Below are 25,420 nucleotides of genomic sequence, written 5' to 3'. Positions count from 1 at the left end.
CTTAAACAAAAATCAATTGGTGTGACCATCAAAACTATTTTGTCAAAGCCATTGCCTGTTATCTGGTTCAGGGCGGTACAACTTTTTCGATTAAAGGGATATCACAGAACTGGATTTTGGCCCAAAATAGAGATGAAGGTTTCTAGGATGATTTCAACTTCCAATTCGGTTTGGAGTCAGAAAAGTTTGTTCTTCTCCCCAAGTTTTAAAGGGTACAGTAATGGCTTGCCTGATGTTATTCATGACCAGATAAGAACAACGTCCAAAAGCGTTTTAAGTGGAGAAGTTTCGGTTTTCGACTACACGTATTTACTCCAGAAACCTTACAACTGGCATATGGATTGGCGTGTGGGCCATACGTGGGAAAACAAATACTTTAAGGAATACGGTTTTTACGAGAAGGAAAAAAAAGAGGAATACGATGTTAAGTTCCCATGGGAACTCTCCAGGTTGAGCTTTTTGATTCCCGTGGCCAGACACTACCTGTTGGACGGGGACAAAGAACACCTAGACTACATTCACGAGGTATTGAACGATTGGAAAACGAATAATCCAATCGCCCACTCGGTGAACTGGTATCCCATGGAAGTGTCCATCCGTAGTATCAATTTGGTACAGCTAAGAGAGATAGTATTACAATCACCAAATACGGGGAAAACTGTAAACCTGATCAATGAAATCTTGATTTTACATGGCGTTTTTCTGTGGCGAAATATTGAATATACTGATGTGCGGGGAAATCATTACTCTGCAAACCTAACTGCGCTGTTGTTGTTGGGCAATGTTTTTGGAGAATTCTTTAAAGAGGCAAAGAAGTGGCTAAAATACGCTTTGTCCAAAATAGAGAAAGAGTTTCACCTACAGTTTTATCAAGACGGTGTCAACTTTGAAAAATCAATACCCTATCATAGGCTCGTGGTCGAGCTGTTTCTCATCAGTTTTTTGACCATGGAGCGCATGGGGGTTGCAATAAAACCCAAAACAGTTGAGATCTTTAGGAATGCATGTCTTTTTACTAAGGCTTATACAAAACCTGATTCTTTGGCGCCCATAATTGGTGACAATGATAGTGCGTCAGTGCTTGAGAATGATGGACAACCTCTAAATGACCATTCAAACCTTTTACAGTTGGCAAGTTGGTTTTTAAAGGATGATACACTTAATATCGTCGACAATCTATACCTGTCTGCAGTGGAAGTCTTCAATTTGAATGAAAGGCCAACTTCTAGGCAGGCTGAAATTCAAGATCAACAACTTTTTCAATTTCCTGATGGCGGTTTTATTATCGCAAAGAATAAGGAAGATTACTTTATCACGGATGTAGGTGAAGTCGGGATGAAAGGCAGGGGCGGCCACGGCCACAATGATCTTTACAGTTTTGAGCTCATGCTCAGCGGAAAAGATTTTATAGTAGACCCTGGATGTTATACCTATACGGGCAATCTAGAGCTCAAGAATGAGATGAAATCTTCTTCCTACCATAACATATTAACTATTGATGAAGAGGAAATAGCACCTCTAATTGGCAACTGGGGTATTGCAGATGTAGCCAAGCCGCTTAATGTTGAGATTGTTCAGGAAGAGGACATTATTCGAGTTTCAGGAAAACACCATGGATTTATGAGACTTAATGACCCTGTGGAACATAAGAGAGTATTTTCATTGGACAAAAAGTCATTTCAACTTTTATGCACAGACGCAGTCAAGTGCAGGCTTCAACACAAGGTGCAAAGGCACATTCATTTTGCAGAAAATGTAGCGGTGGAAGTTACTGGGGACCAAGTTGTCGCAAAGGTGGGGGGAATGTCGTATTTAATTACTTTTGACAAGCTTTCTTCAATAAAGGAAAAGGAATTTCAGCTCAGCTACAATTATGGCCATAGGGGACGCTCAAAAAAAATTGTTTTGGAATCAAAGATTAAGGGCAACAGTGAGCTGTTCTTTGCTGTAAAAAAATATATCGGTAATGAATAAGATCAGTTTGGATGTCCTGTTCAGTTCTCTTTTTGCCGTCTTGGCGGTTCTTTTTAATTTTTGGCTGATTAAAGAGGCCGAATTTTACCTGTCCACGGCCCTTCTAGGAGTTTTTATGCTGATCAGGAGACTTGCTCCGACTTTTTCAAATTTAAGTCAACTGGGGTGCTCCCAAGCGCTGACTCGTTTCATGAGCCTGAACAAGGACGATGGCGGAAAAATCAAGAATTATTATACCATCTCTGTTTGTATATGGCTGCTAAGTGTTCTTATCCAATTATTTTTGTATAGCTTCTTCAAAGAGTACATCGGTAAATTGTTATTGCCTGATACGGAGAATAGAGACACTTATCTGGCTTTGACTTTTGTCTATATATCCATACTTCACCTTAGCTACATAATTCTACCATATTTTCTTAACCTAAGGAAGATTCTCGTTTACAATATTATTAATATGATGAATGCGAGTTTGATTATGTTGGCCGTTTTTTTGGTGTTGGGCAATTCGGAAAATTTAATTGACGTTCTCGGAATCTCACTTTGTTTTATGGGTTTAATACAGTTGATTTTCCTTAGCTATATCGTAGCAAAGTTGAAATTGTACCGACTCCCTTCAAAAGAACAATTGCAGATTGAAGGGACTTCTTTTTTAAAGTATGGACTGCCGAGGGCCGGAATGACTTTTTTTGAGATGTTCATGCTTACCGTTGGATCGTTGTTGGTAAAGGAAGATCAAGAAGTTGTGGGATCCTTTCTAATAGCCATTACCTTGGCGCGGGTGGTGTTAATAATACTTCAACCAATTTCACTACTATCATCTGTGATTGTAGGTCATAATAGCGAAACCGACAAACCGAAGAAAACACTTAACCTGTTGTTTGGAGGAATTATTTATTCCAGTACGCTTGTCATTGTGGTCTTGTACAATTGGATTGATTTGCTGATTCGGTTTTGGTTGACCAAAGAAAGTATAATTACCGACGTGATCGCAGTATTTAAAATTTTGGTTTTTGGCCTGTTGCCGTATTGCATATTTCAGGGATTGAAAGGGTTTATTGAAATCCGCTTTTTTAAGCCTGTAAATTTGTTTACCATTGCAATGGCCACAATCATCCATGTGGTTTTGTTCTTTCTGTTTAAGGGACTGTATAGCGCATTGTCGGCACTGGCTCTTTCATTGATGGCTGCGTTTGTAAACATGGGGCTATGCTCTTTCTATTGGTGTAGAAAAGATATCAACGGGCATGATTATTTTAAGCTATTTTATTTTGCTGGTGTCACTTTACTTTTGTTCTTGGCAAACTATTTTATCAATAGGTACCTTCCCAATGTGATGGGCTTGACACTGGCTCTATTGTTTACCGTTTTTGTCATTTTTACTTTTATTTTTTATGGAAAAGTTGCCTTTGTCAAAGATGTATTGAGTACTTTCAAATTGCCTTTTTTAAATCGATTTACAAATAATCTAAGAGATTCTTAATCGTAATATAGAATGTTGATTTAAACGTTTAGAATAGACTCTGGGGCAGTTTTAATATTGATATTCTTATAATAAATCATATATGTGTGGTATATCTGGGATAATATCCCAACATAAGTTAGAACAATCCGACGAAGTTTCGTTGATCGCTATGCGAAATGCGATTATACATAGAGGACCTGACTATCAGGGTATTTGGAAGGATAAATCGGTGATTCTTGGTCATAATCGACTTTCAATAATTGATTTGTCCGACGAAGCCAATCAGCCAATGAGTTCTACAGACGGTGAAATTGTAATCTGTTTTAATGGAGAAATATATAATCACGCCGAAATAAAGGAGGAACTCATTCATTCACAAAATTTCCGAACGAACCATTCTGACACGGAGGTGATCATTAATTCCTATAAGGAATGGGGATTGGAAAAAGCCTTGAAAAAGTTTAAGGGGATGTTTGCCTTTGCCCTTTATGACATAAAGAAAGAAACTATCTATTTGGTAAGGGATCGTTTGGGCAAAAAACCCATGTATTATACAAATGTTGGGGAAAAGCTATTATTTTCTTCTGAGATTAAGGCTATTTTAGAGTCTGGACAAGTAGATAGTTCCGTAAATGAAGAGGCTATTTATCATTATTTGTCCTTTTTGACGGTAAATGCGCCAAACACTTTTTTTGCCAATATCTCCAAGTTGGAAGCTGGAACCTATCTTACATACTCCAAAGAAGGGATGGAAAAGACAAAATATTGGGATGTGGCAAATGCCATCAACACCAATATCGAGGACTCCTATGATGAAGCCACGGAAAACATCAAGGAGAAACTGATTCGGTCCATGAAATATAGGAATGTTTCTGATGTTCCCATTGCGGTGGCTTTAAGTGGAGGAGTGGATAGTTCCATGAACCTACTGTTCAGCGCCAAGGATAATCCGAACATCAATGCGATCAACCTGGAATATGAAACCAGACATGATTTCAACGAATCAGAAAATGCCAGACGGTTTTCCAAAGAGTTAAAGGTTCCATACACACAAATGGACATTAACCAGAAAAAGTTCGAATCAGAGCTTTTGACACTTTGCGATATTCAAAAGGATCAACCTTTTGGAGACCCTAATTCTGTATTATTATATTACATTTCAAAGAAAGCCCGTTCAATGGGCTCTAAAATTTTATTGGTAGGAGAAGGAGGAGATGAGTTGGGGGGATATCCTGTATATTCCCAAATGCTTAAGGAGTTTCGATTTCTAAAAAAAGTTCCAGGATTTTTAAGAGGTCTATTAAAATATGTGCCCACCAAAAAAAGATTCGATTTCTTTTATAAAGGAGAAGTGGTTTCCAGAAGACAAGTTCATGGTTTTACAGAGTACGAAAAGCGAAAGTTTTGGAAAGGTAAATCCCATAGTTCATATGCCATACTTCACAGTTTGATGAAAGAGGTCAAGGGGGATGATTTTTTACGAAAAGTGTTGAATGTTGAATATAAACTTAGATTGCCAGAACTTATTCTGGCAAGGGTGGATTATCCTACCATGGCGGCAAGTGTGGAGGCTCGTTCACCATACATGGATTATGAACTGATTGAATACTGTGCCGGTCTACCATTTGATTTGAAGATGCATAATGGACCAAAGTCTATAATCAAGGACATTGCCCGAGAATATCTGCCAGATTACGTCACCAATGGAAAAAAAGTGGGGTTTGGGATGTTGTTGCACCCGTTTTTGACGGAATCGTTGCCCAAAATGTTCAAAGAAGAAATAGTAACTGTAGAATATGCTCCGGTTAAAAAATACATAAAATCTTCATATCTAGATGAGTTGTGCAAACAAAAGACAGACCCTTATTTGGGGTATCGATTATGGATAATCTATTCATTAAATAGATGGCTATTGGGACTTCAAAAATAAAGATATAGGTCAAATAAGATATGGTATAAATATGAAAAGCTAGATTCCTCCATTCTTTTTCAATCAATATAGAAACAGTCTGGAACCTTAAAATAAAGTATCTTCGAGCGCAGTAAAGAAAACCGATAGAAGTGAACATTCTCTTTTTTATCTCCCATCAGCCCAATCCAAGATTTGTAAAACAAATTAATTTTTTGGCAAAGAACAATACCGTCTCGCTGGCCTATTTTCAAAGGAGTACTTTGGCCAATTTAGATGATTCCATTGATGAACGTGTAATTCAAACCAACTTTGGAAAAATCCCCAACGCATCTAAACCTGTAAAAAGGATTTGGACCTACATAAAAACGATTGGGCACATAAAAAAACTCATAAAGACCAATGAATACAATGTAGTTTTGGTGAACAATCTAGATGTATTGCTGCTGTATTTGTTTTCAACAATTAGGTTTTTTGGAAGAAGAACGGCAACAGTTGCCATTGAAATATCCGACCTGCGGGAATTTGTTTTTGGAAATGGTCTTGGGGCCAAAACATTGCGAACCCTGGAAAGGATGTTGTATAAAAAATACATAGACAAGCTTATTGTCACATCAGAGAAGTATTTCTCGTATCACTTTAAAAAATTCTTCAATAAGGATGTTTTTGTTTTAGAAAATAAACTGTTGTCCAAGGAGATCAAAACTTTTGGGGAGTTAAAAAAACAAGATTCCCAAAAGACCATCATCGGTATTGTAGGGTTGCTGCTTAGAAAGGACGAATATATCAAGCTTTTTGAAACCTATAAGGACAATCCAACTGTTGAAATCCATATTTATGGTAAAGGAGAATATCAGGATTTGGTCAAGGACTATGCCGATAGGTATGATAACATAACCTATTTTGGGCCGTACAATGCATTTACCGATACTCAAAGAATATATGCATCCATTGATATCATATATTTGATTTACGATGTTGATCAAGTGTCACTGAACAACAGATTGGCGCTTCCTAATAAACTTTATGAATGTATGTACTATGGCGTTCCTTTGTTGTGCAGCAAAGACACTTATCTTGCAGAAAAAGTTAAGGAATATGGTGTGGGCACTGATATTGATTACAAGGTTGATGGAGGGATTGAAGAAGGAGTGGCATTCTTAATGAAAAACAAGGACGCAATGAAAGCGCATTTTACAACATTGGATAAAAACCTGTATTTAGGAGATACTGATTATATTAAACTGGAGTCCTTTTTAATGGAATAGATGAAGAACTTGGAAAGGGTCAAAGCCGCTTTAAACCACGTAGATGTAGTTTTTTTGTTGCTTCTTGGTGTAGCGGCCACATTTGCGCTTGAAAAAATCAATCCGATTTTGATCGTAGGGTTGTTTATGGCTCAAATCACCTTAATGACCTGGAAGAGGAATCTAAATTTTGAAACCACAAGGTATTTTTGGATTCTAATGGCCGTATTTGTGATGAGCCTTTTGGGCCTGTCCTACACGGAGAACATTGCCAGAGGTTTTGATATGATCGGAAGGCAAATCAGCTTCCTTTTGTTCCCATTATTTTATGCTACATATCGGGTTAAAAACATAAAACTTCTTTTCAAAGTATACTGCTTGAGCGTTTTTGCCCTTGTCTTGCTTTTGGAAATCGATGCGCTATACCGTTTTTTTTATAAGAGCGATACATTTCCACTGTCCTTGGATTTATTTTTATCCTATCGTTATACGGGAGCCAACCTAACAAGCTTGATCGAAATGCACAACGCCTATTTTGGAATGTACATTTTGTTTGCCAACATCCTATATCTGGATGCTTTGCGCCGAGTTCAAAGTACTTGGAAGCTTCTTGCTTTATTGGGAGTGATTTGTATTCAATCTTTGTTTTTGCTCCAAATGATAGCAAAAACAGCTATCGTTTTGAATACCATTTTGGTATTGGGGTCTTTGGGCTTTATTTTGTTTAAACAGAAAAAGATAAAGCTCCTTTTATTCTCACTAATAATGATACTTGCTTTGGGAATTTTGTCTCAATCCTATCTAAAACTTCCTGTAGAGCGAATAAAGGAAAGGTTTGAAGAGCTTGGCCAAGGGAAAATGGCAAATCGTGAGACCCGAATAAAATTGTGGAGTTCAGCAATCCCAATCATCAAGGAAGATTTAGTTCTTGGGGTTGGTACCGGTGATGTCCAAGACAAATTGCATGCGGAATATAAGGTAAGAGGGGTTACATCCAAAAGCAATGTCCATAGCCAATATTTAGATTATACATTGCGTTTTGGCCTTATAGGCCTGCTCTTGTTTTTGGTTGTTTTAGCTACCGCATTGTTTCATGCCATTAGAACGGGCAATTATATTTATTTTTGTTTTACCTTGATTATTATGGGTTGTTGTGTGACTGAGAACATATTTAGTCGACAATGGGGAATTACCTTTTATGCTTGCTTTAATTACCTTTTATACCTGAACGCCAAAAAAGATTAAATGGCTGTTACCTACATATTGTTGGCCATATTACTGCTACATTTGGTTCTGTTTGGAAAGTTAATTTTCAAATGGAATGTGTTTGGGGTGTTTTTTATAGCAACGATGCTGTTTTCCATGGTGGGGATTATGGCCTTTCCATTTTTCAAGCCCTATTTTCTAGAAGCGTTCAGTTCGTTCAAATTAAACTTAATAACCAATGTGGACATTGTTAAGACCCAAACGGTAGCAACCGTTGGGATATTATCCGTTTTATATGCCTATGTTTTTACAATTGCACTTATATACAAAAGGGTAAAGTGTATAAATCATTTTAGGATAGAGGGCGAAATAAAAGACAATCTTAGCAGGGTAAATTTTTATGTGTTGACCCTTGGGGTTTTAATGTTCATAATGGTTTATCTTTTCCTAAAACGGGATGTATTGTTGATTGGGATACTACAAGGCCTTTTTGGTAGACAGCCCGATGCCATTTTGGAATCAAGAAGGGCAATCACCTCCAACTACCTGTATACTATTCTAATCTACAATGTTCTGCCTTTTATAACCATTGCCTCATTTTACATTTCATTGAAAAGAAAAAAGCTCCTGAACAAGCTGTTGTTTTTGTTTTTGTTTGCGGTATCTTTTTTTCTGATATTATCACTTTTCCAAAAAAGGCCTTTGATGATTTTTATGCTTTCTTTGTTCATTACGGGGTTTCTCTTTAGGCAAAACCTTTTTCCAAAAAAAGTAAAAAAAGTAAGGTCCAAAAAGTCAAAAAAACGCAGATATTTTATTTATCTAGGATTACTTTTTATACTCTTATTGGTGCTTTATTACTCGGCAACAACCTATAAGTTCGAAAATATTTTTGAGGCAATCCTCAAGTTGTCCGAAATTGTGCTGACAAGAGTGTTTGGCAGACTTTCGGTGCCAGCATTTTGTTACATTCATTATTTTCCAGCAGTTGAGGGATACTATGGCCTTACCAACATTGGTGTATTTAGCAAGATTTTTGGCTTTCCTCACTTTCCGGACACCCAAGTGCTATTCAGCTATTTTTCAGCAACCAAGAAGGAGGGTTCTTTGGCTATAAACAGTGTTATGGATTTTTATGGGGCCTTTGGGTATGTCGGTGTTGTTTTTGGAAACCTGTTTTTGGGATTGTTTTTGGCAGCCTTGGATGTGTTTTTGGATATGTTGGCCAAGAATAGTGTTAATCTGGTATTCATTGTTTTTTGTTTTGTATTTGCCTACTATTTATCTCAAGCAAGTTTGCCAAGAGCTTTGTTGGGATATGGATTTGCATTTTTTGTGCTTACCTGGCTCTTTTTGCAAAAAGGGTTTAAAATTAGGTTGCGAACACATTTAAAACAGTAAAGGCTAAATAAGGAGATCACAATAACAATATGTTTTTCTAAACAAGGGGCATTATACTACTTTTGCGCAAGAATTTAACTTAATCCACAATAATGAAACAAATCATTCAAGACCTTAAAAACGGCGATACCCTATTGGAAGAAGTTCCTGTACCACGTGTTAAGGCAGGGAGTGTATTAATTAAAACAACTCGTAGCTTGGTGTCTTTAGGGACTGAACGAATGTTGGTTGAGTTTGGCAAAGCCAATTTCATCCAAAAAGCAAAGCAACAGCCAGATAAGGTTAAAATGGTTTTGGATAAAGTTAAAACAGATGGTTTAAAGCCAACTGTTAGTGCTGTTCTCAATAAACTTAATCAACCTTTACCGCTTGGATATTGCAATGTGGGAGAAGTGGTTGCAGTTGGTAAAGGCGTAAGTGAATTTTCGGTTGGGGATCGCGTGGCCTCCAATGGAAATCATGCAGAATATGTTTGTGTGCCCAAAAACCTTGTGGCCAAGATTCCAGACAATGTCAGCGATGATGAGGCAACTTTCACAGTGATAGGATCTATAGGACTGCAGGGAGTTAGATTATTAAACCCCACTTTTGGGGAAACCATTGTCGTGGTTGGATTGGGATTGATTGGTCTTGTAACTGCAGAATTGTTATTGGCCAACGGTTGTAATGTGATAGGCTTTGACTTTGACCCTGAAAAGGTTAGAATAGCAAAAGAAAAAGGGATTACGGCAATAAATCCAGCTGAAGGAACCGATCAAGTCAAATTTGTAGAATCCTTCACAAACGGAATAGGTGTAGATGGAGTCATAATCACAGCGTCCAACAAGAGCAATGAAATTATCTCTCAATCTGCCAACATGTGCCGAAAAAGAGGCCGAATCGTATTGGTGGGGGTAATAGGATTGGATATCAGCAGGGCGGACTTTTATGAAAAGGAAATCACCTTCCAAGTATCATGCTCCTATGGCCCTGGCAGGTATGATGATGAGTATGAGCAAAAGGGGAACGATTACCCCATTGGATATGTTAGATGGACAGAAAAACGCAACTTTGAAGCGATTTTGAATGCGATATCAAAAGGTACTCTAGACGTTAAACCGTTAATCACGGAAAGCCTTTTGTTGGAAGACTATGAAAAGATATATGGCGACATGGCCAATTCGAGGTCAATTGCATCGATTTTGAAATATGACAACACCAAGGAACAGTCCAAGACCGTACAAATTGTTGAAAAGGATTATAAAGGAAAAAAGGGTGTCATTGGAATTATCGGCGCCGGAAATTTTACCAGTTCCACAATTCTTCCTAACCTTTCAAAACTCAAGGCAGATATAAAATATATTGCAAGCTCAGGTGGGCTGTCCGGAACTATACAGGCCAAAAAGCATGGAATATCCAACTCAACATCAGATTACAAAGAGATTTTGCAAGATAATGATGTGGACCTTGTTTTTGTAACAACGCAACATAATATGCATGCCACAATGGTATTGGAAGCTATACAAGCCAACAAAAGTGTCTTTGTGGAAAAACCATTGGCATTGACTCATGGGGAACTTTCCAATATTGAAAAGGCGTATGGAGAAAGCAATTCCTGTATTTCAGTTGGGTTTAACAGAAGGTTTGCCCCATTGGCCCAAAAAATGAAAACCCTACTTGGCAAAGCACAAACACCCATAAATATTGTGGCCACCATGAATGCTGGATATATTCCACCAGAGGTCTGGGTGCACGATATGGAAGTTGGTGGAGGAAGAATTATTGGAGAAGGATGTCATTTTATAGACTTGTGTAGCTATCTGGCAGATAGCAAGGTGGTTGCAGTTTGTATGAACGCCATGGGGGAAAACCCAGAGGAGAACACTGATAATGCTAGTATTTTACTTAAATACGAGAATGGCACTAACGCAGTCATCAATTATTTTTCCAATGGCAGCAAATCCTATTCAAAGGAACGTGTAGAGGTTTATTCCCAAGAACGCACGTTGGTCATGGACAATTGGAGAAAGTTAAAGACATATGGTTTTAAAGGGGGTAATATGTCTTCAGGGCAGGACAAAGGACATTTTAACCAGTTTAAGGCCCTGTTGGATCAACAACGAAACGGAGGAAAACCAATTATACCCTTTGAAAGTTTAATGAACACCACTAAGGCCTCTTTTGCCGCCATTGAATCCCTTAAACAAGGTAAATGGATTACCATAGAATAACGACTTTATTCCACACACTTAAGTTTTTAAAGGGTAAACAAATCTATTACAGGCTGTTTTACTTTGTTAGGAATAGATTCTTTTCCAAGAAAGCCTATAAAAGCCCTAATAAGGAAGTGAACGGCTTGGTATGGAATGGGAAGGAAATTTATTTTCAAAACGCATTCCATGAAGCTCAAAAGTTTGAGTTTCTCAATTTACAGCATGATTTCACAAACAAAATAGATTGGAACTACAATGGCTTTGGAAAACTGTGGACCTATAACCTAAATTATTTTGATTTTCTCAACCAAAAAAACATTGCAACCAAAAAAGGGCTTGATTTAATTCAAGATTACATGGGGGCCGAAAGCCAACTGCAAGATGGTCTGGAACCCTATCCAATTTCGTTGAGAGGAATAAACTGGATAAAGTTTCTTTCAAGAAACCAGATAAAGGACCATGCCATAAACCAAACCCTTTACAAGCATTATCAGAGGCTGCACCACAATCTGGAATACCACCTGCTTGGGAACCACCTCTTGGAAAACGGATTGTCCTTATTTTTTGGAGCCTATTATTTTAAGTCTGAGCAATTTTACAGAGAATCCAAAAAGATTCTTGAAACAGAATTAAAGGAGCAGGTTTTAGATGATGGTGCCCATTTTGAGCTGTCGCCAATGTACCATCAGATTTTATTGCATCGGTTGTTGGATTGTATAAACTTGGCCCAAAACAACTCATGGAAAGAAGATGGATTACTTCCCTTTTTAAAAGAAAGGGCCGTAAAAATGTTGTCATGGTTAGATAATATCACATACGATAATGGAGAAATTCCAATGGTTAATGATGCGGCTCACGGGATTGCTCCAAACACCAAGGAGATAATGGAGTATGCAACCTACATGGGCCTTAAGTGGAATACTTCATGCATGGGAGCTTCGGGATATAGGAAATTCCACAAAAATGGTTTTGAAGTTGTAATGGATGTTGGCAATGTTGGCCCCGATTATCAACCAGGGCATGCACACTCAGATACCCTAAGTTTTGAGATGTATCTGGACCAAAACCCTTTCATTGTGGATACAGGAACCTCTACCTATGAGAAAAATCAAATAAGACAAAAGGAGCGGGAGACCGCTGCACATAATACGGTTAAGCTAGGACACAAGGAACAAACGCAGGTATGGGGAGGTTTTCGAGTAGCAAAAAGAGCGCGAATCATTTCTTTGGAAGTAAGCGACATAAGTGTAACGGCTTCTCATGATGGGTATGCTCCCTCAATTCACCAAAGAGAATTTAAATTTGATGACGATGCACTTATCATCAATGACAATATCTCTAATCAGAAAGAGGATGCAACGGCCTATTTTCATTTGCACCCAAATGTAAATAACATCAATCCAAAAGGAAACTGTATTGAGTTTCCCGATGATGGTGTAGAAATACATTTTGAAGGAACTAATATTGGTATTGCCTTACATCCCTGCAAAATTGCATCAGGATTCAATAGACTTGAGGAAGCTCGGATGATTACTGTTGATTTTGATAAAACCCTAAAAACAACCATTAGACGTAGGCTTTTATGAGAATACTTTTCTTAACGGATAATTTTGCACCGGAGTTCAATGCACCGGCCTCACGTACGTATGCACATTGCAAAGAATGGGTAGAACAGGGGGCACAAGTTACTGTAATAACGGGGGTGCCAAACTTTCCCAAGGGAAAGGTTTTTGAGGGATATAAAAACCGATGGAAACAGGAAGAATATATAGACGGAATACGTGTAATCCGTGTTTGGACATACATTGCCGCAAATGAAGGGTTTTTTAAGAGGACCCTTGATTTCATTAGTTTTATGATTACGTCCTTTTGGGCAGGCCTTTTTATCAAGACAGATCTTATAGTGGCTACCTCTCCACAATTCTTCACAGCTATTTCAGGAAGATGGCTTTCCTTTTTTAAAAGAAAAAAATGGGTTATGGAAGTGAGGGATATATGGCCCGAATCCATAAAAGCGGTTGGGGCAATGGATGGCAATTGGATTATCCGGTATTTTGAATACTTGGAAAAAAGAATGTACAGATCGGCCTATAAAATTGTTACGGTTACAGATTCCTTCAAAAAGCAACTTATAAAAGAGCATGCCATTCCTGAAACCAAAATAGGGGTTTTTAAGAACGGGATAGATACATCCTTGTTTCGGCCTATAGCAAAGGATACGGGATTGCTGAAAGAGTTAGGGTTGCAAAAGAAGTTTGTCATCGGATATATTGGAACCCACGGGATGGCACACAAGTTGGATTTTATTCTGAAAACAGCCAAAGAAATTAAAGATGACCAAATTCATTTCCTTTTTTTGGGTGCTGGTGCCGAAAAAGAAAATCTAATAAAGTTAAAAGAGGGGTTAAACTTGCAAAATGTAACCATGTTAGACTCTGTTCCAAAAAACCAAGTGAGCAAATATATTTCCATCTTGGATGCTGGGCTTGTAAACTTAAAAAAATCGGATACGTTCAAATCGGTCATACCATCTAAAATCTTTGAGTTGGCAGCCATGCATAAGCCTATATTGTTAGGCGTGGAAGGTGAATCCAAAGATTTGGTGGAAACCTATGGGATAGGGGTTTGTTTTGAGCCTGAAAACAGCAACGATTTTATTGAAAAAGTTGATCAAATCGTATCCAAAAAAGAAAGTGAATACCCCTTTGACTCTTTTGTATCCAACTTTAAAAGAAAGAATCTTGCAAACCAAATGCTATTATTTTTAAGTGAATAGCGTAAGTTTTCTACATTTGCCAAGATGAATTTTTTAGAAACGGCCATTTTGTTGTTCATGGGATCATTCCTGTTGGTGTATCTCACAATTCCCAAGATAATAGGTGTTGTTGAGTATAAAAGACTTATGGACGACCCGAACAAAAGAAGTTCGCACAACAAAAAAACACCTACCTTGGGAGGGGTGTCTTTTTTCTTTACTTTGATTGTCGCCTTTTTTTTCATTAAAAGTTGGCATACATTTCAGGAGGACATATATATAATTCCGGGCCTAACCATATTGTTTGTTGTAGGATTAAAGGACGACCTGGTAGTACTCTCCCCGGGATCAAAGCTTATAGCTCAGGTTCTGGCGATAACTTTTGTGCTTCTTAATGAAAGTTTTACCATTGAATCTCTTAATGGCTTTTTAAACATTTATGAAATTCCCTATTACCTATATTTGATTATTGCGGGATTCCTGATGCTCACTATTATCAACTCCTACAACTTGATTGATGGGATAGATGGATTGGCCTCCATTGTGGGAATAGTGATCATGATAATTTATACAACTATTTTTTATCTATCCCACGAATACTTTTTTGCCCTGATAGCCATCATTATGAACGCCTGCCTCATGGCATTTTTTGGTTTCAATGTGTCATCCAGCAAAAAGATATTCATGGGAGATACAGGTTCTCTCATTGTGGGATTTATAATTAGTATACTAACACTAAAGTTTTTGGCCCTGGAACCCACTTCTTATGGAGAGCTTCCTTTTTTGTTGGAAAATGCACCGCTCATTGCCATAAGCATCCTAATAGTTCCTCTTTTTGATACGGCCCGTGTTTTCACTATTCGAATAGCAAACAAAAAAGGACCATTTTCACCAGACAGAAACCATGTACATCATGTTCTCATAGATTTTTGGGGCTTGTCCCATAAACAGGCAAGCTTTATTATAGGGTGTTTTAATATACTGTTCGTTGTTTTGTTCATTATTTTGGGAAGTAAGGCAAAAAATTTGGGAATGGTGATCATGCTAGTAAGTGTGGTCATATTGTTGGCCTATATTTTCTTCAAGTACAATTACAACTTTACAACCTTGAAACAGAAAATATTGTTACGACGTAAGATTGATGCTTTAAAAGGAAAAAAGGAATCGACCCCTAAAAAGAAAGAAAAGAAAAGTTGAAAAAAACACTCATAACAGGCGCTGCCGGATTCCTTGGCTCACACCTTTGTGATAGGTTCATTGCCGAAGGCCACCATGTCATTGGCATGGACAACCTTATCACAGGAGATTTAAAGAACATTGAACATTTATTCCATTTAAAACGGTTTGAGTTCTTTCATCATGATGTTTCCAAGTTTGTCCACGTTCCTGGACGAATGGACTATATCCTACATTTTGCATCTCCTGCCAGCCCCATTGACTATTTAAAAATTCCGATTGAAACCTTGAAAGTGGGATCATTGGGCACCTTGAACCTTTTAGGTTTGGCAAGAGATCATAAGGCACGTATTCTGGTAGCCTCTACTTCAGAAGTATATGGAGACCCGCTGGTACATCCACAAAATGAAGATTATTATGGGAATGTAAGTCCCATTGGTCCACGAGGAGTTTATGATGAGGCCAAACGCTTTATGGAATCCATAACCATGGCCTACCACAGGCATCATGGATTGGACACCCGCATTGTCCGGATTTTTAATACGTACGGTTCCCGCATGCGATTGAATGATGGGCGAGTGGTACCTGCATTTATGGGCCAAGCATTACGGGGAGAAGATTTAACGGTTTTTGGAGATGGCTCACAAACCCGGTCATTTACCTATATCGATGATCAGATTGAAGGCATTTATCGACTTTTGATGAGCGATTATGTGGAGCCCATCAATATTGGAAACCCGGACGAAACCACCATTCTGGAATTTGCGGAAGAGATTATAAAACTGACAGGAACTGATCAGAAAATTGTCTTTAAGCCCCTGCCACAAGATGATCCCTTGCAGCGACAGCCCGATATATCCCGAGCAAAGGAAATCCTAAATTGGGAACCCAAAGTGCATCGCTCCGTTGGCCTCAAAAAGGTCTATGAATATTTTAAATCACTTCCACACGATCAACTGTGGGAGTCCCACAGGGAGTTTTTACCATAAATCATTCGTCAAATGTTATTTCGAAATGAGGAGCGAAGCGACGATTGAGAAATCTGACTTATTGTAGATTTCTCGCATACGCTCGAAATAACAAATAAGAGGTTTTATTAGAATTAGTGAGGATTTGAACAAAGTGGCCTAGGTGAGGATTCCAAATTACCCTGAAAAAATCACATTACACCAAAATTAAATTTGAATTGGGTTATTTTTGCCAAAACTTTATTTTCATGAACATTTTGGTCCTGGGTTCTGGTGGAAGAGAGCATGCCATCGCCCTTAAAATTTCTCAAAGCCCTAAATCCACAAAGTTGTTTGTTGCTCCTGGTAACGCCGGCACGTCCCAGATTGCCACAAATGTTGAGGTAGGTGTAAATGATTTTGAAGCCATTAAACAATTGGTGTTGAAAGAAAACATCGATTTGGTTGTGGTAGGTCCCGAAGACCCATTGGTGAATGGCGTTCATGATTTTTTCCTAAATGATTCCTCGTTAAAGGATACACCAGTATTAGGACCTCAAAAGGCCGCCGCTGCTTTGGAAGGAAGCAAGGAATTTGCCAAAGAATTTATGATGAGGCACAATATTCCAACGGCAGCCTATCAAAGTTTTACAGGGAATACTTTGGAAAAAGGCTATGCCTTTTTGGAAACCTTAAATCCACCTTATGTACTAAAAGCCGATGGGCTGGCAGCAGGAAAAGGAGTTTTGATTCTCAAAGATTTACAAGAAGCCAAGGATGAGCTAAAATCCATGTTGGTCGATTCCAAATTTGGGAATGCCAGCGCCACTGTTGTAATCGAAGAGTTTTTGGATGGGATAGAGTTAAGCTGTTTTGTACTTACTGATGGTAACAACTACAAGATTCTTCCAACGGCCAAAGATTACAAACGGATTGGAGAGGGCGATACAGGACTGAATACAGGTGGCATGGGCGCAATTTCGCCCGTTCCATTTGCAGATTCCGTGTTCATGGAGAAGATAGAGCGTCAAATTGTGAAACCTACCGTAGAGGGTCTTAAAAAGGACAATTTGCCTTATGTTGGATTCATTTTTATCGGATTGATCAAGGTGGGCAACGAGCCCAAGGTTATCGAGTATAATGTGAGGATGGGTGATCCAGAAACCGAAGTCGTTATACCTCGTCTTAAAAGTGATTTGGTGGAAGTACTTTCGGCTATGGCCAATGGAACGTTGGACCAGATTGATCTACAGATTGATGAAAGGACAGCAACAACGGTCATGGCTGTTTCAGGAGGGTATCCCGAAGCCTATGAAAAGGGTAAGGAAATCACAGGAACTGAAGATGTTGTAGATTCCATTGTATTCCATGCGGGAACCAAAGTATCCAATGGAAAAGTAGTTACCAATGGCGGGCGTGTAATCGCTATCACTTCCTTTGGAAAAGACTTTAGGGAAGCGTTACAGCAATCCTATCAAAATATGGAAAAACTCCATTTTGATGGGATGTACTACAGAAAAGACCTAGGGTTTGATCTATAAGTAAGAGTGAGAGCTTATGCTCTTGTCTTCCTCATTATTATCGTTGAAGATTTTCAACTGCTTCATCCAATACACCATGGCGATAAAACCGATAATGGAGAACATCCAGTTAATCGTGTTGGCACCCCACCAACTGTGTGTAAATCGAAAGAAATCGTATGGGGCAAAAAGGTGGTTTACAAATAAGTCTTCTATACCGTAAAAAAACTTGCTCATCTTGGTTATATTTACTTTGCAAAAGTAGCAAAAGATAGGATGATTTCAAGCTTTTTCGGTAAAACAAAACCCATAAACTATATTGTCCTGTCCATCTTTTTGTTCTTTTTTTATTTTGCCGATAGGTTTTTAGGCCTGGGTGTAAGCGAAATGGGCAACAGCATCTTCCTTAATTTACTGACCTTTGCCACGTTACTGTTAATGGTTTTTACAATCAATCAGATTGTCCGCTCCGAAAAGATCACGGATTTTAACTCCTACGCCATATTGTTTTTTGTGCTGCTTTTGATAGGGTTTGCGGAGACTTTTGCTGACAGGAATATCATTTTCGCCAATTTTTTTCTGCTTTTGGCCATTTGGAGGCTTTTGGCCATAAAATCCATAAAAAATGTAAAGCATAAAATTTTTGACGCATCCCTTTTAATCGGTATTGCAAGTTTGTTTTATGATTGGGCCTTGGCATTTTTACCATTGGTGTTTTTGGTCATCAACCTATATGACCGAAAGGCATTTAAAAATTGGCTGGTTCCTTTTTTGGCTCTGGCAACGGTATTCATACTAGTGTTTACAGCACTTAGAATATCTGGGTCCATGGGTTTTTTGGAAGAACATTATCGGTTTTCAATTGAACCCTTGACCAAGTTCTCATTACAAAAGGGAATCAACCTAAAAGTGTTCCTGTACATTATACTGATTCTTTTGGCCACGTTCATTGTATTTCTTAGAATGAGAAAAGTAGGAGGGGGTAAACTATTGAGTCTAAGGATAGTTTTTTTGACCCTCATACTTGGACTACTGATCGGTGTTTTTGCACCAGGAGAATTGTTTCCCTTACTGTTCACTTTTTTCCCGGCATCAATTTTCTTGGCCAATTATATGGAGATGATCAAGAAACCCAAGTTAAAGGAAATGGCCTTTGTACTTTGCATAGCAGTTTCACTGATGCTTTTTGCTTTTCAGCTTAATTGGTAATAAAGCAATATCTTTGCGCAAAACCCAGTTGGACCATGTTCAGTGATTTTGCCTTTGCCATTTTTCAGGAAAGTATAGATACATACCATGTCAAGGACTATGTATACCAAGAGTTTACGAACCCTTATCCAAAGGATAAAGTGGAGCATTTGCTCTATCGAAAAAACTGGATAGATACGGTCCAATGGCATTATGAAGATATTATCAGGGATCCGGGCATTGACCCGGTGGCCGCTTTGGATCTTAAGCGTAAGATAGATGCCAGTAATCAGGACCGCACTGATTTGGTGGAGTACATCGACAGTTATTTTTTAAATAAATACCAATCGGTTCAGGTAAAGGATAATGCCACTATCAATACAGAAAGCCCTGCATGGGCCTTAGATCGCCTTTCTATTTTGGCTCTCAAGATCTATCACATGCGAGAAGAGGCAAACCGAACCGATGCATCTCTGGAACACATTAAAAAGTGCAGCGAAAAGCTTGCCATACTACTAGAGCAAAGAAAAGACCTATCTACTGCCATAGATCAATTATTGAACGACATTGAGGCAGGAAACAAGTACATGAAAGTCTACAAACAGATGAAAATGTACAACGATGAGGAACTCAATCCGGTACTCCGTGGACAAAAAGGGTAAACCGGCCCACATACTCGTCATCCGCTTATCTGCTATGGGCGATGTTGCAATGACCGTGCCCATACTCAGTGCCATAATTAGAGAATATGCCGAGGTAGAGCTTACCATACTTACCAAAAAGTCGTTTATACCAATTTTTTCAGGACTGGAGCGTGTGCAAGTGTATGAGGCTGATGTTAAAAAACGACATAAAGGCCTTATGGGCCTATGGCGACTCTACCAAGAACTGAAACCTTTTAAGTTTGATGCAGTGGCCGATTTGCACAACGTACTTCGAAGCAGGGTACTGAAAAAGTATTTCGCCCTGGAAAAGATTCCCTTTGCGCAGATCAATAAGGGGCGGGCAGATAAGAAAGCACTCACTCGCGTTAAAAACAAAGTTTTTGAACCTCTAAAAACTACACATCAACGTTATCGGGATGTTTTTGAACAGCTGGGTTATCCCGTTGAAATGCCAACGGTTAAACCTTTGAAACGTTTGCCACTTTCCAAAAAGGTTCTGGAGTTGGTGGAACAAGACACCAAGAAATGGGTAGGGATAGCCCCATTTGCTGCCCACGAAGGAAAAATGTATCCGCTACATTTAACCCAGAAAGTGGTTGACATACTTAACAATACCAATGAGTATAAAATTCTGCTTTTTGGTGGGGGAGCCTCAGAAGTGGAAAAGATGCAGCACTTAGCCAAACCATATTCCAATGTATATAGCATGGCCGGAAAATTAAATCTGTCGGAAGAATTGGAACTTATTTCCAATCTAGATGTTATGCTCTCCATGGACAGTGGCAATGCTCACTTAGCAGCCAACTATGGCATCCCTGTTGTTACGCTTTGGGGGGTTACCCATCCTTATGCTGGTTTTTACCCCTTCAACCAACCCATGGAAAATGCACTTATGGCAGACCGGGAAAAATATCCCTTGATACCTACTTCGGTTTATGGGAACAAAGTGCCCAAAGGCTACGATGCCGTTATGGAAAGCATAAAGCCCCAGCAAGTGGTGGATGTACTTTTGAACATTCTAAAGCCCTAAGCGGCAACCCGTTGCGCTGCTATGGCGTTAAAATACTGCTTCAACTGCTGTATGTATTGATATTTTAGCTGTCCGTTGGTTGAATCCATCATCAGGGAACGCATGCCCAAGAAAGAGGCAATGATATAGGTAGCGGCACCTTCACAATCTACATGGCGGGCAATATGGCCATCTACTTTTCCTCTTTTCAGTACAGATACCAGATTTACTTCCCAAACACTCAGGATACTCTTTAGGTGATTGCTTATTTCTTCGTTGCGCTTATTGAATTCGGTCAAGAAATCATTGAGCATAAAACCATAGGCCATTTCATTTTTTTTGCCAGGTTCCAAGGCGTTTTCCAAACTCTCCAAAATGGCGGGCAATGGATTTTCGCAGGTGTTCAAGGGTTCTACCAATAAGGCATATACCTTCTGTACGATCAAGTTTTGCACAATATTGATGAAATAGTCTTCCTTGGATTTAAAATGATGATAAAAGGCACCTTTGGAAAGGGATAGTTCATTGAGGATATCATCCAAACTAGTGTTGTAATAGCCTTTTTCATTAAAGATTTCAAGGCCTTTGCCACACAGGCGGTGCATGGTCTCTCTACGTTTGAGGGTCATTTGCATAAGATTTGGGTTTAGACTGTTTGGTCGGTTACAAAGATTCCTTGGAATGCACCCCTGCCAAAGAAATAAAGATGTAGCTGTATGAAAAATCGGTGAAGTGTTCAAAAATCGATGAAAAACCGGATGCTAAAAAAAGAAACCAGACTAGTGGGTCGGTTTAGAGGATAGTTTTTGGGGATGAAAAAGAAGACTTGGTATGAGAAGACATAAGTCATTTGTCAATCAATGGAATGTATCGGTCAATTACTAAGGGGTATTGATCAAGTTCCACATAATGGGTTTATAAATATTCACCATTTTGTAGTTTTTGAAACCAAGGGACAAGAAACGGACTTCAAATGAAATGATAAAACGATACAGACCAACAATGATAACACTAGTGGTGGCCATACTTTTTATTGGGGGATATATGTATTACTTTTTTGGCAACCCTTACCCAAGACTATCCTTGGTCGGGACAGACCATATAAAAAACAGTGAGAATCTATCCATATTGAACCAACAGCATGGGGGGACATTTTATCTCATTAAAAAATATAAGTATTCCAAACATATTTGGGCCATAGGCTTTGGTGGCGGAGTGGACCGGACAGATGATTTTTACGGACTGGGAATCTCCGACGGAAATAAAAAACCCATTTTGCCCCCTAAGTTTCAGTCTGTCCAAGCATACAGGGACCTTCATAACCATGAAGTCTACATCAAGTGCTTACCGTACCCTCCCTATACCACCTATGATGGTTATGAATATTATAAGATAGAGAACAATACGGCGGTTCCCATAACAACTAAACCGTATTACTGAAAAATGTAAAACTTAAAAGAAGCAAAGCACGAAAATCAAGCCACCGTCCCTTGGCAACTACTTCCCGCTCCGGCCGTACAGCCATAGCAATGTTGCGAGATCACAATGTTGCGGTCGTTCAAAACTTCCTCGTTATAATCTTTGATGTGTTTTACCTTGCTGGCCACCTTTAGGCCCAGCATCTGGTTAAAGTCGCAATCGTAGAGCCAACCGTCCCAACTCACCGAAATGGTGTTGGTGCACATTACATTTTCCACAGCGGCGGGGTTATAGGCCTCCACCAAAGAATACATGTAATCCTCATAATTGTCAGAAGCGATGAGGTAATCCAAAAACCGGGAAATGGGCAAATTGGTAATCGCAAAAAGGTTGTGGAACTCAATGTTGAAATCCTCCTTCAACGCCTTTTTAAAATCGCGTTCCATGGCCGCTTGGTCGCTGGGCAAAAATGCTCCTGAAGGGTTGTAGACCAAATCTAATCGCAAATCACTGCCCGGGATGCCATAGCCCACGGTATTGAGTTGTTGCAGGGCCTCAATGGATTTGTCAAAAACCCCGTCCCCGCGTTGCTTGTCTGTTTTCCCTCGGGTATAGTGCGGCATGGAAGACACCACATGCACATTGTGTTTTTTGAAAAACTCCGGGAGGTCATGATACTTTTTATTGGCCCGAATGATGGTCAGATTGGAGCGTACAATAAAATCCTGAATGCCCGCTTTGGAGGCCTCTTCTACAAACCACCTGAAATTAGGGTTCATTTCTGGAGCACCACCGGTAAGGTCCAAAGTATGGGCACCGGTATTGCGGATGACCTCCAAACACTGTTCCATCGTTTCCCGGGTCATAATCTCCTTGCGGTCCGGTCCTGCATCTACATGACAATGCTCGCAGACCTGGTTGCACATATAACCAACATTGATCTGTAGGATTTCCAACGCTTTGGGCCGCAGTGGTGAATGGCCAATTTCAGCGATCTTGTCCTTAAAAAGGGGAAGTTCCCCATCGGCAAACAGGCCGCCGTTCAAAACCTCCATTTGTTTTGAGGTATAGGCCAGTTCGTTTTCACGGGCCTTAAGGGATTTTTTTGCCGCCTTTTTCAGTTGGGGCATAATGCTTTCTGCCATGGGAGCTGATTTACATGGATAGTTTGTTGTACTTGTTCATCATTTGCACGCCGTGCACCAAGGTGGCACCACTTTCTATGGCAGCCCCAGCATGCACGGCCTCCATCATCTCTTCCTTGGTGATGCCCCGTTGCAGACCATCTTTGGTATAGGCGTCAATACAATAGGGGCATTTGACCACGTGGGCCACAGCCAGAGCAATCAAGGATTTTTCGCGAGCGGAGAGGGCACCTTCTTCAAAGACTTTTCCGTAGTAGTCAAAGAATTTGTTTCCAAGTTCTTCACTCCATTCCGTAATGTTGCCAAATTTGCGTAGGTCTGCTGGGTCGTAATATGAATTTGCCATGTTTTTTGCTTTTCAGTGGTTTAAAAATGTGAATATCCCAGATAGATTGGGATTAATGCATCAAAAAAATGAATGGGTTTTCCAAGTACTTATCTCTGGAGAACAAATGTTGGAAAAGCAAAAAGGGGAGAGCCTTTATTGTATTGGATATCTTGAAAATTAATCTTGAAGACTTCGTTTTTCATTGTCTCGATTCGCCCCCTTTTGTTGAAAATCAAAGAAAAAAGAACCAACCATTTTTTGGACAACGACTTGGTGAAGTTGGAAAGGCGTTTGACATCTGCGGATGAATCTACATCCATTAAAGGATCTAATAAAACTACGTTTTCACCCTTACAAGTAAAATAAGAATGCGTTTCGTTGAGTAAAGAGGGCAATTGCCATGGAAGGGCCTTAAATTGTGCTATGTTGAATTGTGAATGGCTTAATCCTATCAGATAAAATCCACCATCCATACTTGGGCCTACAACAAGCTTTCCGGCCTCAAGTAACCGTTGAGTCTTGATCAGGTGTTGCTTTTTTAGTTGCGGACTGTCATTGCCAATGGCAATAATATGGGTATGGCCTTGATCAAAAACAGATTGTATAGCAGCTGAGAACCGTTCGCCAAAAGTACTCCCATTCTGTTCTTTTTCCGTAAAATGATAGTATGGCAATCCTGATGCACTTACAATTTCAAGGGTATGCACCGTTAAGTTGTTCAAAAGAGAAATATCCCCACCAAAATTTTTAATGCCACCATCCTTCTCCGCCGAATTGGCGAAAATTAGAATGGCTGAATTTTGGATGACGGAAATGGGCAAAACCAATAAAATATTTAGCCTAAACTTACAATAAACTTAGCATTGAATTTGGTCGGGAGATACTATTTTTGATTACATTTTTGCAGCATAATATTGAAATTTAACATACCGACCCACTAGTCGGTTTTGAAAATCAGGGGGTTACATTTTTTGGGATTAAATTCGAAAATGACACGACAAGCGGTTAAAAAAGGAGTATTTTAAAATCAGAACAGACCCTTCAGTCGGTAAAAAAGACTCTTTTTCTTTTTCGATTTACCCAACAAACATGAAAAATATGAGCATAAACAATACAAAATCAATTGGTTTGGTACTCTCTGGAGGAGGGGTCCGTGGTATGGCCCATATTGGATTGATCAAAGCCATGCGGGAACATGGGGTGGAGGCCGACCTTGTGGCCGGCTCAAGTGTTGGGGCATTGGTGGGGGCGCTGTATGCCAATGGCAACTCGGTGGAGAGTATGTTGAGCTTTTTTAGGGAGACCCCTTTGTTCCAATACAGTTTTTTCGCTATCAACAAACCCGGATTTATAGACACCGAACGCTATTTTAAAATCTTTAAGGGCTATTTTCCGGAGGACACCTTTGAGAGTCTTGGCAAACCACTTTATGTGGTGGCCACAGACTTATTGAAGGGAGAGGAGCGAATGTTCAACCAAGGAGAATTGATCAAGCCTTTACTAGCCTCTGCGGCGCTGACCCCAGTTTTCAGTCCGGTTGAAATTGATGGAATACTCTATGCAGATGGAGGTATTATGAACAATTTCCCAAAGGAGTATGTAGATGAGCATGCCTCCTACATTATTGGCAGTAATGTTTCCATTGCTGCCGAAGTACATAAAAACGAGCTAAAAAATTCCCTTCAGTTGGCCGGAAGGGTCACCAGTTTAATGATTTATGCTTCGAACAGGGCAAAATTAGCCGAATGCCATATTTCAATAGAACCCAAAGAGTTGGACAAAATTGGGGTTTTGGACAAAAAAGGGATTGAAAACGCCTATGCCATCGGGTACGAACATGGTAGCCGCGCTATTGAAAAAATGCTATCGGCGTAATA

General features: G+C 39.4%; 22 protein-coding genes. 17 read left to right on the top strand and 5 right to left on the bottom strand.

What is annotated here, in order from left to right:
- Nucleotides 1-21 precede the first annotated feature (21 nt).
- The 12 genes from EZV76_RS02585 (at nucleotide 22) to purD (ending at nucleotide 17,810) form a co-directional block, all read left to right on the top strand.
- Entirely contained in the window at nucleotides 22-1,974 is a 1,953-nt protein-coding gene (locus EZV76_RS02585; protein WP_136565015.1) for an alginate lyase family protein, read from the top strand.
- Nucleotides 1,967-3,454, top strand: a complete 1,488-nt coding sequence (locus EZV76_RS02580; RefSeq protein ID WP_136565014.1) for an MATE family efflux transporter — start codon at nucleotides 1,967-1,969, stop codon at nucleotides 3,452-3,454. Before EZV76_RS02585 ends, EZV76_RS02580 begins: the two co-directional genes overlap by 8 nt.
- Nucleotides 3,455-3,536: 82 nt before the next feature.
- A complete protein-coding gene (gene asnB, locus EZV76_RS02575; RefSeq protein ID WP_136565013.1) occupies nucleotides 3,537-5,366 on the top strand; it encodes an asparagine synthase (glutamine-hydrolyzing) in 1,830 nt (609 codons plus the stop codon).
- A gap of 131 nt (nucleotides 5,367-5,497) precedes the next feature.
- Nucleotides 5,498-6,613, top strand: coding sequence for a glycosyltransferase family protein (locus EZV76_RS02570; protein WP_136565012.1), 1,116 nt, complete (start codon nucleotides 5,498-5,500; stop codon nucleotides 6,611-6,613).
- Nucleotides 6,614-7,837 carry an O-antigen ligase family protein gene (locus tag EZV76_RS02565; protein WP_136565011.1) on the top strand — a complete coding sequence of 408 codons (1,224 nt, stop codon included), beginning with the start codon at nucleotides 6,614-6,616 and terminating at the stop codon, nucleotides 7,835-7,837.
- Nucleotides 7,838-9,199 carry a hypothetical protein gene (locus tag EZV76_RS02560; RefSeq protein ID WP_136565010.1) on the top strand — a complete coding sequence of 454 codons (1,362 nt, stop codon included), beginning with the start codon at nucleotides 7,838-7,840 and terminating at the stop codon, nucleotides 9,197-9,199.
- A 92-nt stretch (nucleotides 9,200-9,291) separates the two neighbouring features.
- On the top strand, nucleotides 9,292-11,409 hold the full coding sequence (locus EZV76_RS02555) for a bi-domain-containing oxidoreductase (protein WP_136565009.1): 2,118 nt from the start codon (nucleotides 9,292-9,294) through the stop codon (nucleotides 11,407-11,409).
- Nucleotides 11,391-12,977, top strand: coding sequence for an alginate lyase family protein (locus EZV76_RS02550; protein WP_136565008.1), 1,587 nt, complete (start codon nucleotides 11,391-11,393; stop codon nucleotides 12,975-12,977). Before EZV76_RS02555 ends, EZV76_RS02550 begins: the two co-directional genes overlap by 19 nt.
- The gene (locus tag EZV76_RS02545; protein ID WP_136565007.1) at nucleotides 12,974-14,167 is read left to right on the top strand and encodes a glycosyltransferase family 4 protein; all 1,194 of its coding nucleotides are present in this window, start codon (nucleotides 12,974-12,976) and stop codon (nucleotides 14,165-14,167) included. Before EZV76_RS02550 ends, EZV76_RS02545 begins: the two co-directional genes overlap by 4 nt.
- Before the next feature lie 24 nt (nucleotides 14,168-14,191).
- Complete coding sequence (locus EZV76_RS02540; protein ID WP_136565006.1) at nucleotides 14,192-15,343, top strand: MraY family glycosyltransferase; 1,152 nt, start codon at nucleotides 14,192-14,194, stop codon at nucleotides 15,341-15,343.
- Nucleotides 15,340-16,311, top strand: a complete 972-nt coding sequence (locus EZV76_RS02535; RefSeq protein ID WP_136565005.1) for a UDP-glucuronic acid decarboxylase family protein — start codon at nucleotides 15,340-15,342, stop codon at nucleotides 16,309-16,311. Before EZV76_RS02540 ends, EZV76_RS02535 begins: the two co-directional genes overlap by 4 nt.
- A gap of 227 nt (nucleotides 16,312-16,538) precedes the next feature.
- A complete protein-coding gene (gene purD, locus EZV76_RS02530; protein WP_136565004.1) occupies nucleotides 16,539-17,810 on the top strand; it encodes a phosphoribosylamine--glycine ligase in 1,272 nt (423 codons plus the stop codon).
- On the opposite strand, the gene EZV76_RS02525 is transcribed toward purD, so the two are convergent.
- Nucleotides 17,805-18,026, bottom strand: a complete 222-nt coding sequence (locus EZV76_RS02525; protein WP_136565003.1) for a DUF6341 family protein — start codon at nucleotides 18,024-18,026, stop codon at nucleotides 17,805-17,807. The genes purD and EZV76_RS02525 overlap by 6 nt on opposite strands.
- 39 nt (nucleotides 18,027-18,065) lie before the next feature.
- On the opposite strand from EZV76_RS02525, the gene EZV76_RS02520 reads away from it, so the two are divergent.
- From EZV76_RS02520 to EZV76_RS02510, 3 genes are read left to right on the top strand one after another with little or no spacing between them, the layout of a single operon-like run.
- Nucleotides 18,066-18,998: a DUF6427 family protein gene (locus tag EZV76_RS02520; protein WP_136565002.1), complete on the top strand. Its 933-nt coding sequence runs from the start codon at nucleotides 18,066-18,068 to the stop codon at nucleotides 18,996-18,998.
- A gap of 35 nt (nucleotides 18,999-19,033) precedes the next feature.
- Nucleotides 19,034-19,639, top strand: coding sequence for a DUF4254 domain-containing protein (locus tag EZV76_RS02515; protein ID WP_136565001.1), 606 nt, complete (start codon nucleotides 19,034-19,036; stop codon nucleotides 19,637-19,639).
- Nucleotides 19,599-20,672, top strand: coding sequence for a glycosyltransferase family 9 protein (locus tag EZV76_RS02510; protein ID WP_236640841.1), 1,074 nt, complete (start codon nucleotides 19,599-19,601; stop codon nucleotides 20,670-20,672). Before EZV76_RS02515 ends, EZV76_RS02510 begins: the two co-directional genes overlap by 41 nt.
- Here EZV76_RS02510 and EZV76_RS02505 read toward each other — a convergent pair.
- Nucleotides 20,669-21,280: a TetR/AcrR family transcriptional regulator gene (locus tag EZV76_RS02505; protein ID WP_236640840.1), complete on the bottom strand. Its 612-nt coding sequence runs from the start codon at nucleotides 21,278-21,280 to the stop codon at nucleotides 20,669-20,671. The two genes, EZV76_RS02510 and EZV76_RS02505, sit on opposite strands and share 4 nt — an antisense overlap.
- Before the next feature lie 373 nt (nucleotides 21,281-21,653).
- On the opposite strand from EZV76_RS02505, the gene EZV76_RS02500 reads away from it, so the two are divergent.
- Nucleotides 21,654-22,091 carry a hypothetical protein gene (locus tag EZV76_RS02500; RefSeq protein WP_136564999.1) on the top strand — a complete coding sequence of 146 codons (438 nt, stop codon included), beginning with the start codon at nucleotides 21,654-21,656 and terminating at the stop codon, nucleotides 22,089-22,091.
- 35 nt (nucleotides 22,092-22,126) lie between these two features.
- Here EZV76_RS02500 and arsS read toward each other — a convergent pair whose 3' ends face one another.
- The 3 genes from arsS to EZV76_RS02485 form a co-directional block, all read right to left on the bottom strand.
- The gene (gene arsS, locus EZV76_RS02495) at nucleotides 22,127-23,215 is read right to left on the bottom strand and encodes an arsenosugar biosynthesis radical SAM (seleno)protein ArsS (protein ID WP_201741813.1); all 1,089 of its coding nucleotides are present in this window, start codon (nucleotides 23,213-23,215) and stop codon (nucleotides 22,127-22,129) included.
- Between the two features lie 10 nt (nucleotides 23,216-23,225).
- On the bottom strand, nucleotides 23,226-23,561 hold the full coding sequence (locus EZV76_RS02490; RefSeq protein ID WP_136564998.1) for an arsenosugar biosynthesis-associated peroxidase-like protein: 336 nt from the start codon (nucleotides 23,559-23,561) through the stop codon (nucleotides 23,226-23,228).
- An 89-nt stretch (nucleotides 23,562-23,650) separates the two neighbouring features.
- Nucleotides 23,651-24,364: a TIGR04282 family arsenosugar biosynthesis glycosyltransferase gene (locus tag EZV76_RS02485; RefSeq protein ID WP_161594381.1), complete on the bottom strand. Its 714-nt coding sequence runs from the start codon at nucleotides 24,362-24,364 to the stop codon at nucleotides 23,651-23,653.
- Between the two features lie 277 nt (nucleotides 24,365-24,641).
- On the opposite strand from EZV76_RS02485, the gene EZV76_RS02480 reads away from it, so the two are divergent.
- On the top strand, nucleotides 24,642-25,418 hold the full coding sequence (locus tag EZV76_RS02480; RefSeq protein WP_236640839.1) for a patatin-like phospholipase family protein: 777 nt from the start codon (nucleotides 24,642-24,644) through the stop codon (nucleotides 25,416-25,418).
- Nucleotides 25,419-25,420 lie beyond the last annotated feature (2 nt).

This window comes from Flagellimonas alvinocaridis (assembly GCF_004916895.1).
In the GTDB taxonomy this organism is placed as follows: Bacteria; Bacteroidota; Bacteroidia; order Flavobacteriales; family Flavobacteriaceae; genus Flagellimonas; species Flagellimonas alvinocaridis.
Note: the sequence above shows the minus strand (reverse complement) of the source record. Positions and strands in the feature narration are given on the sequence as shown.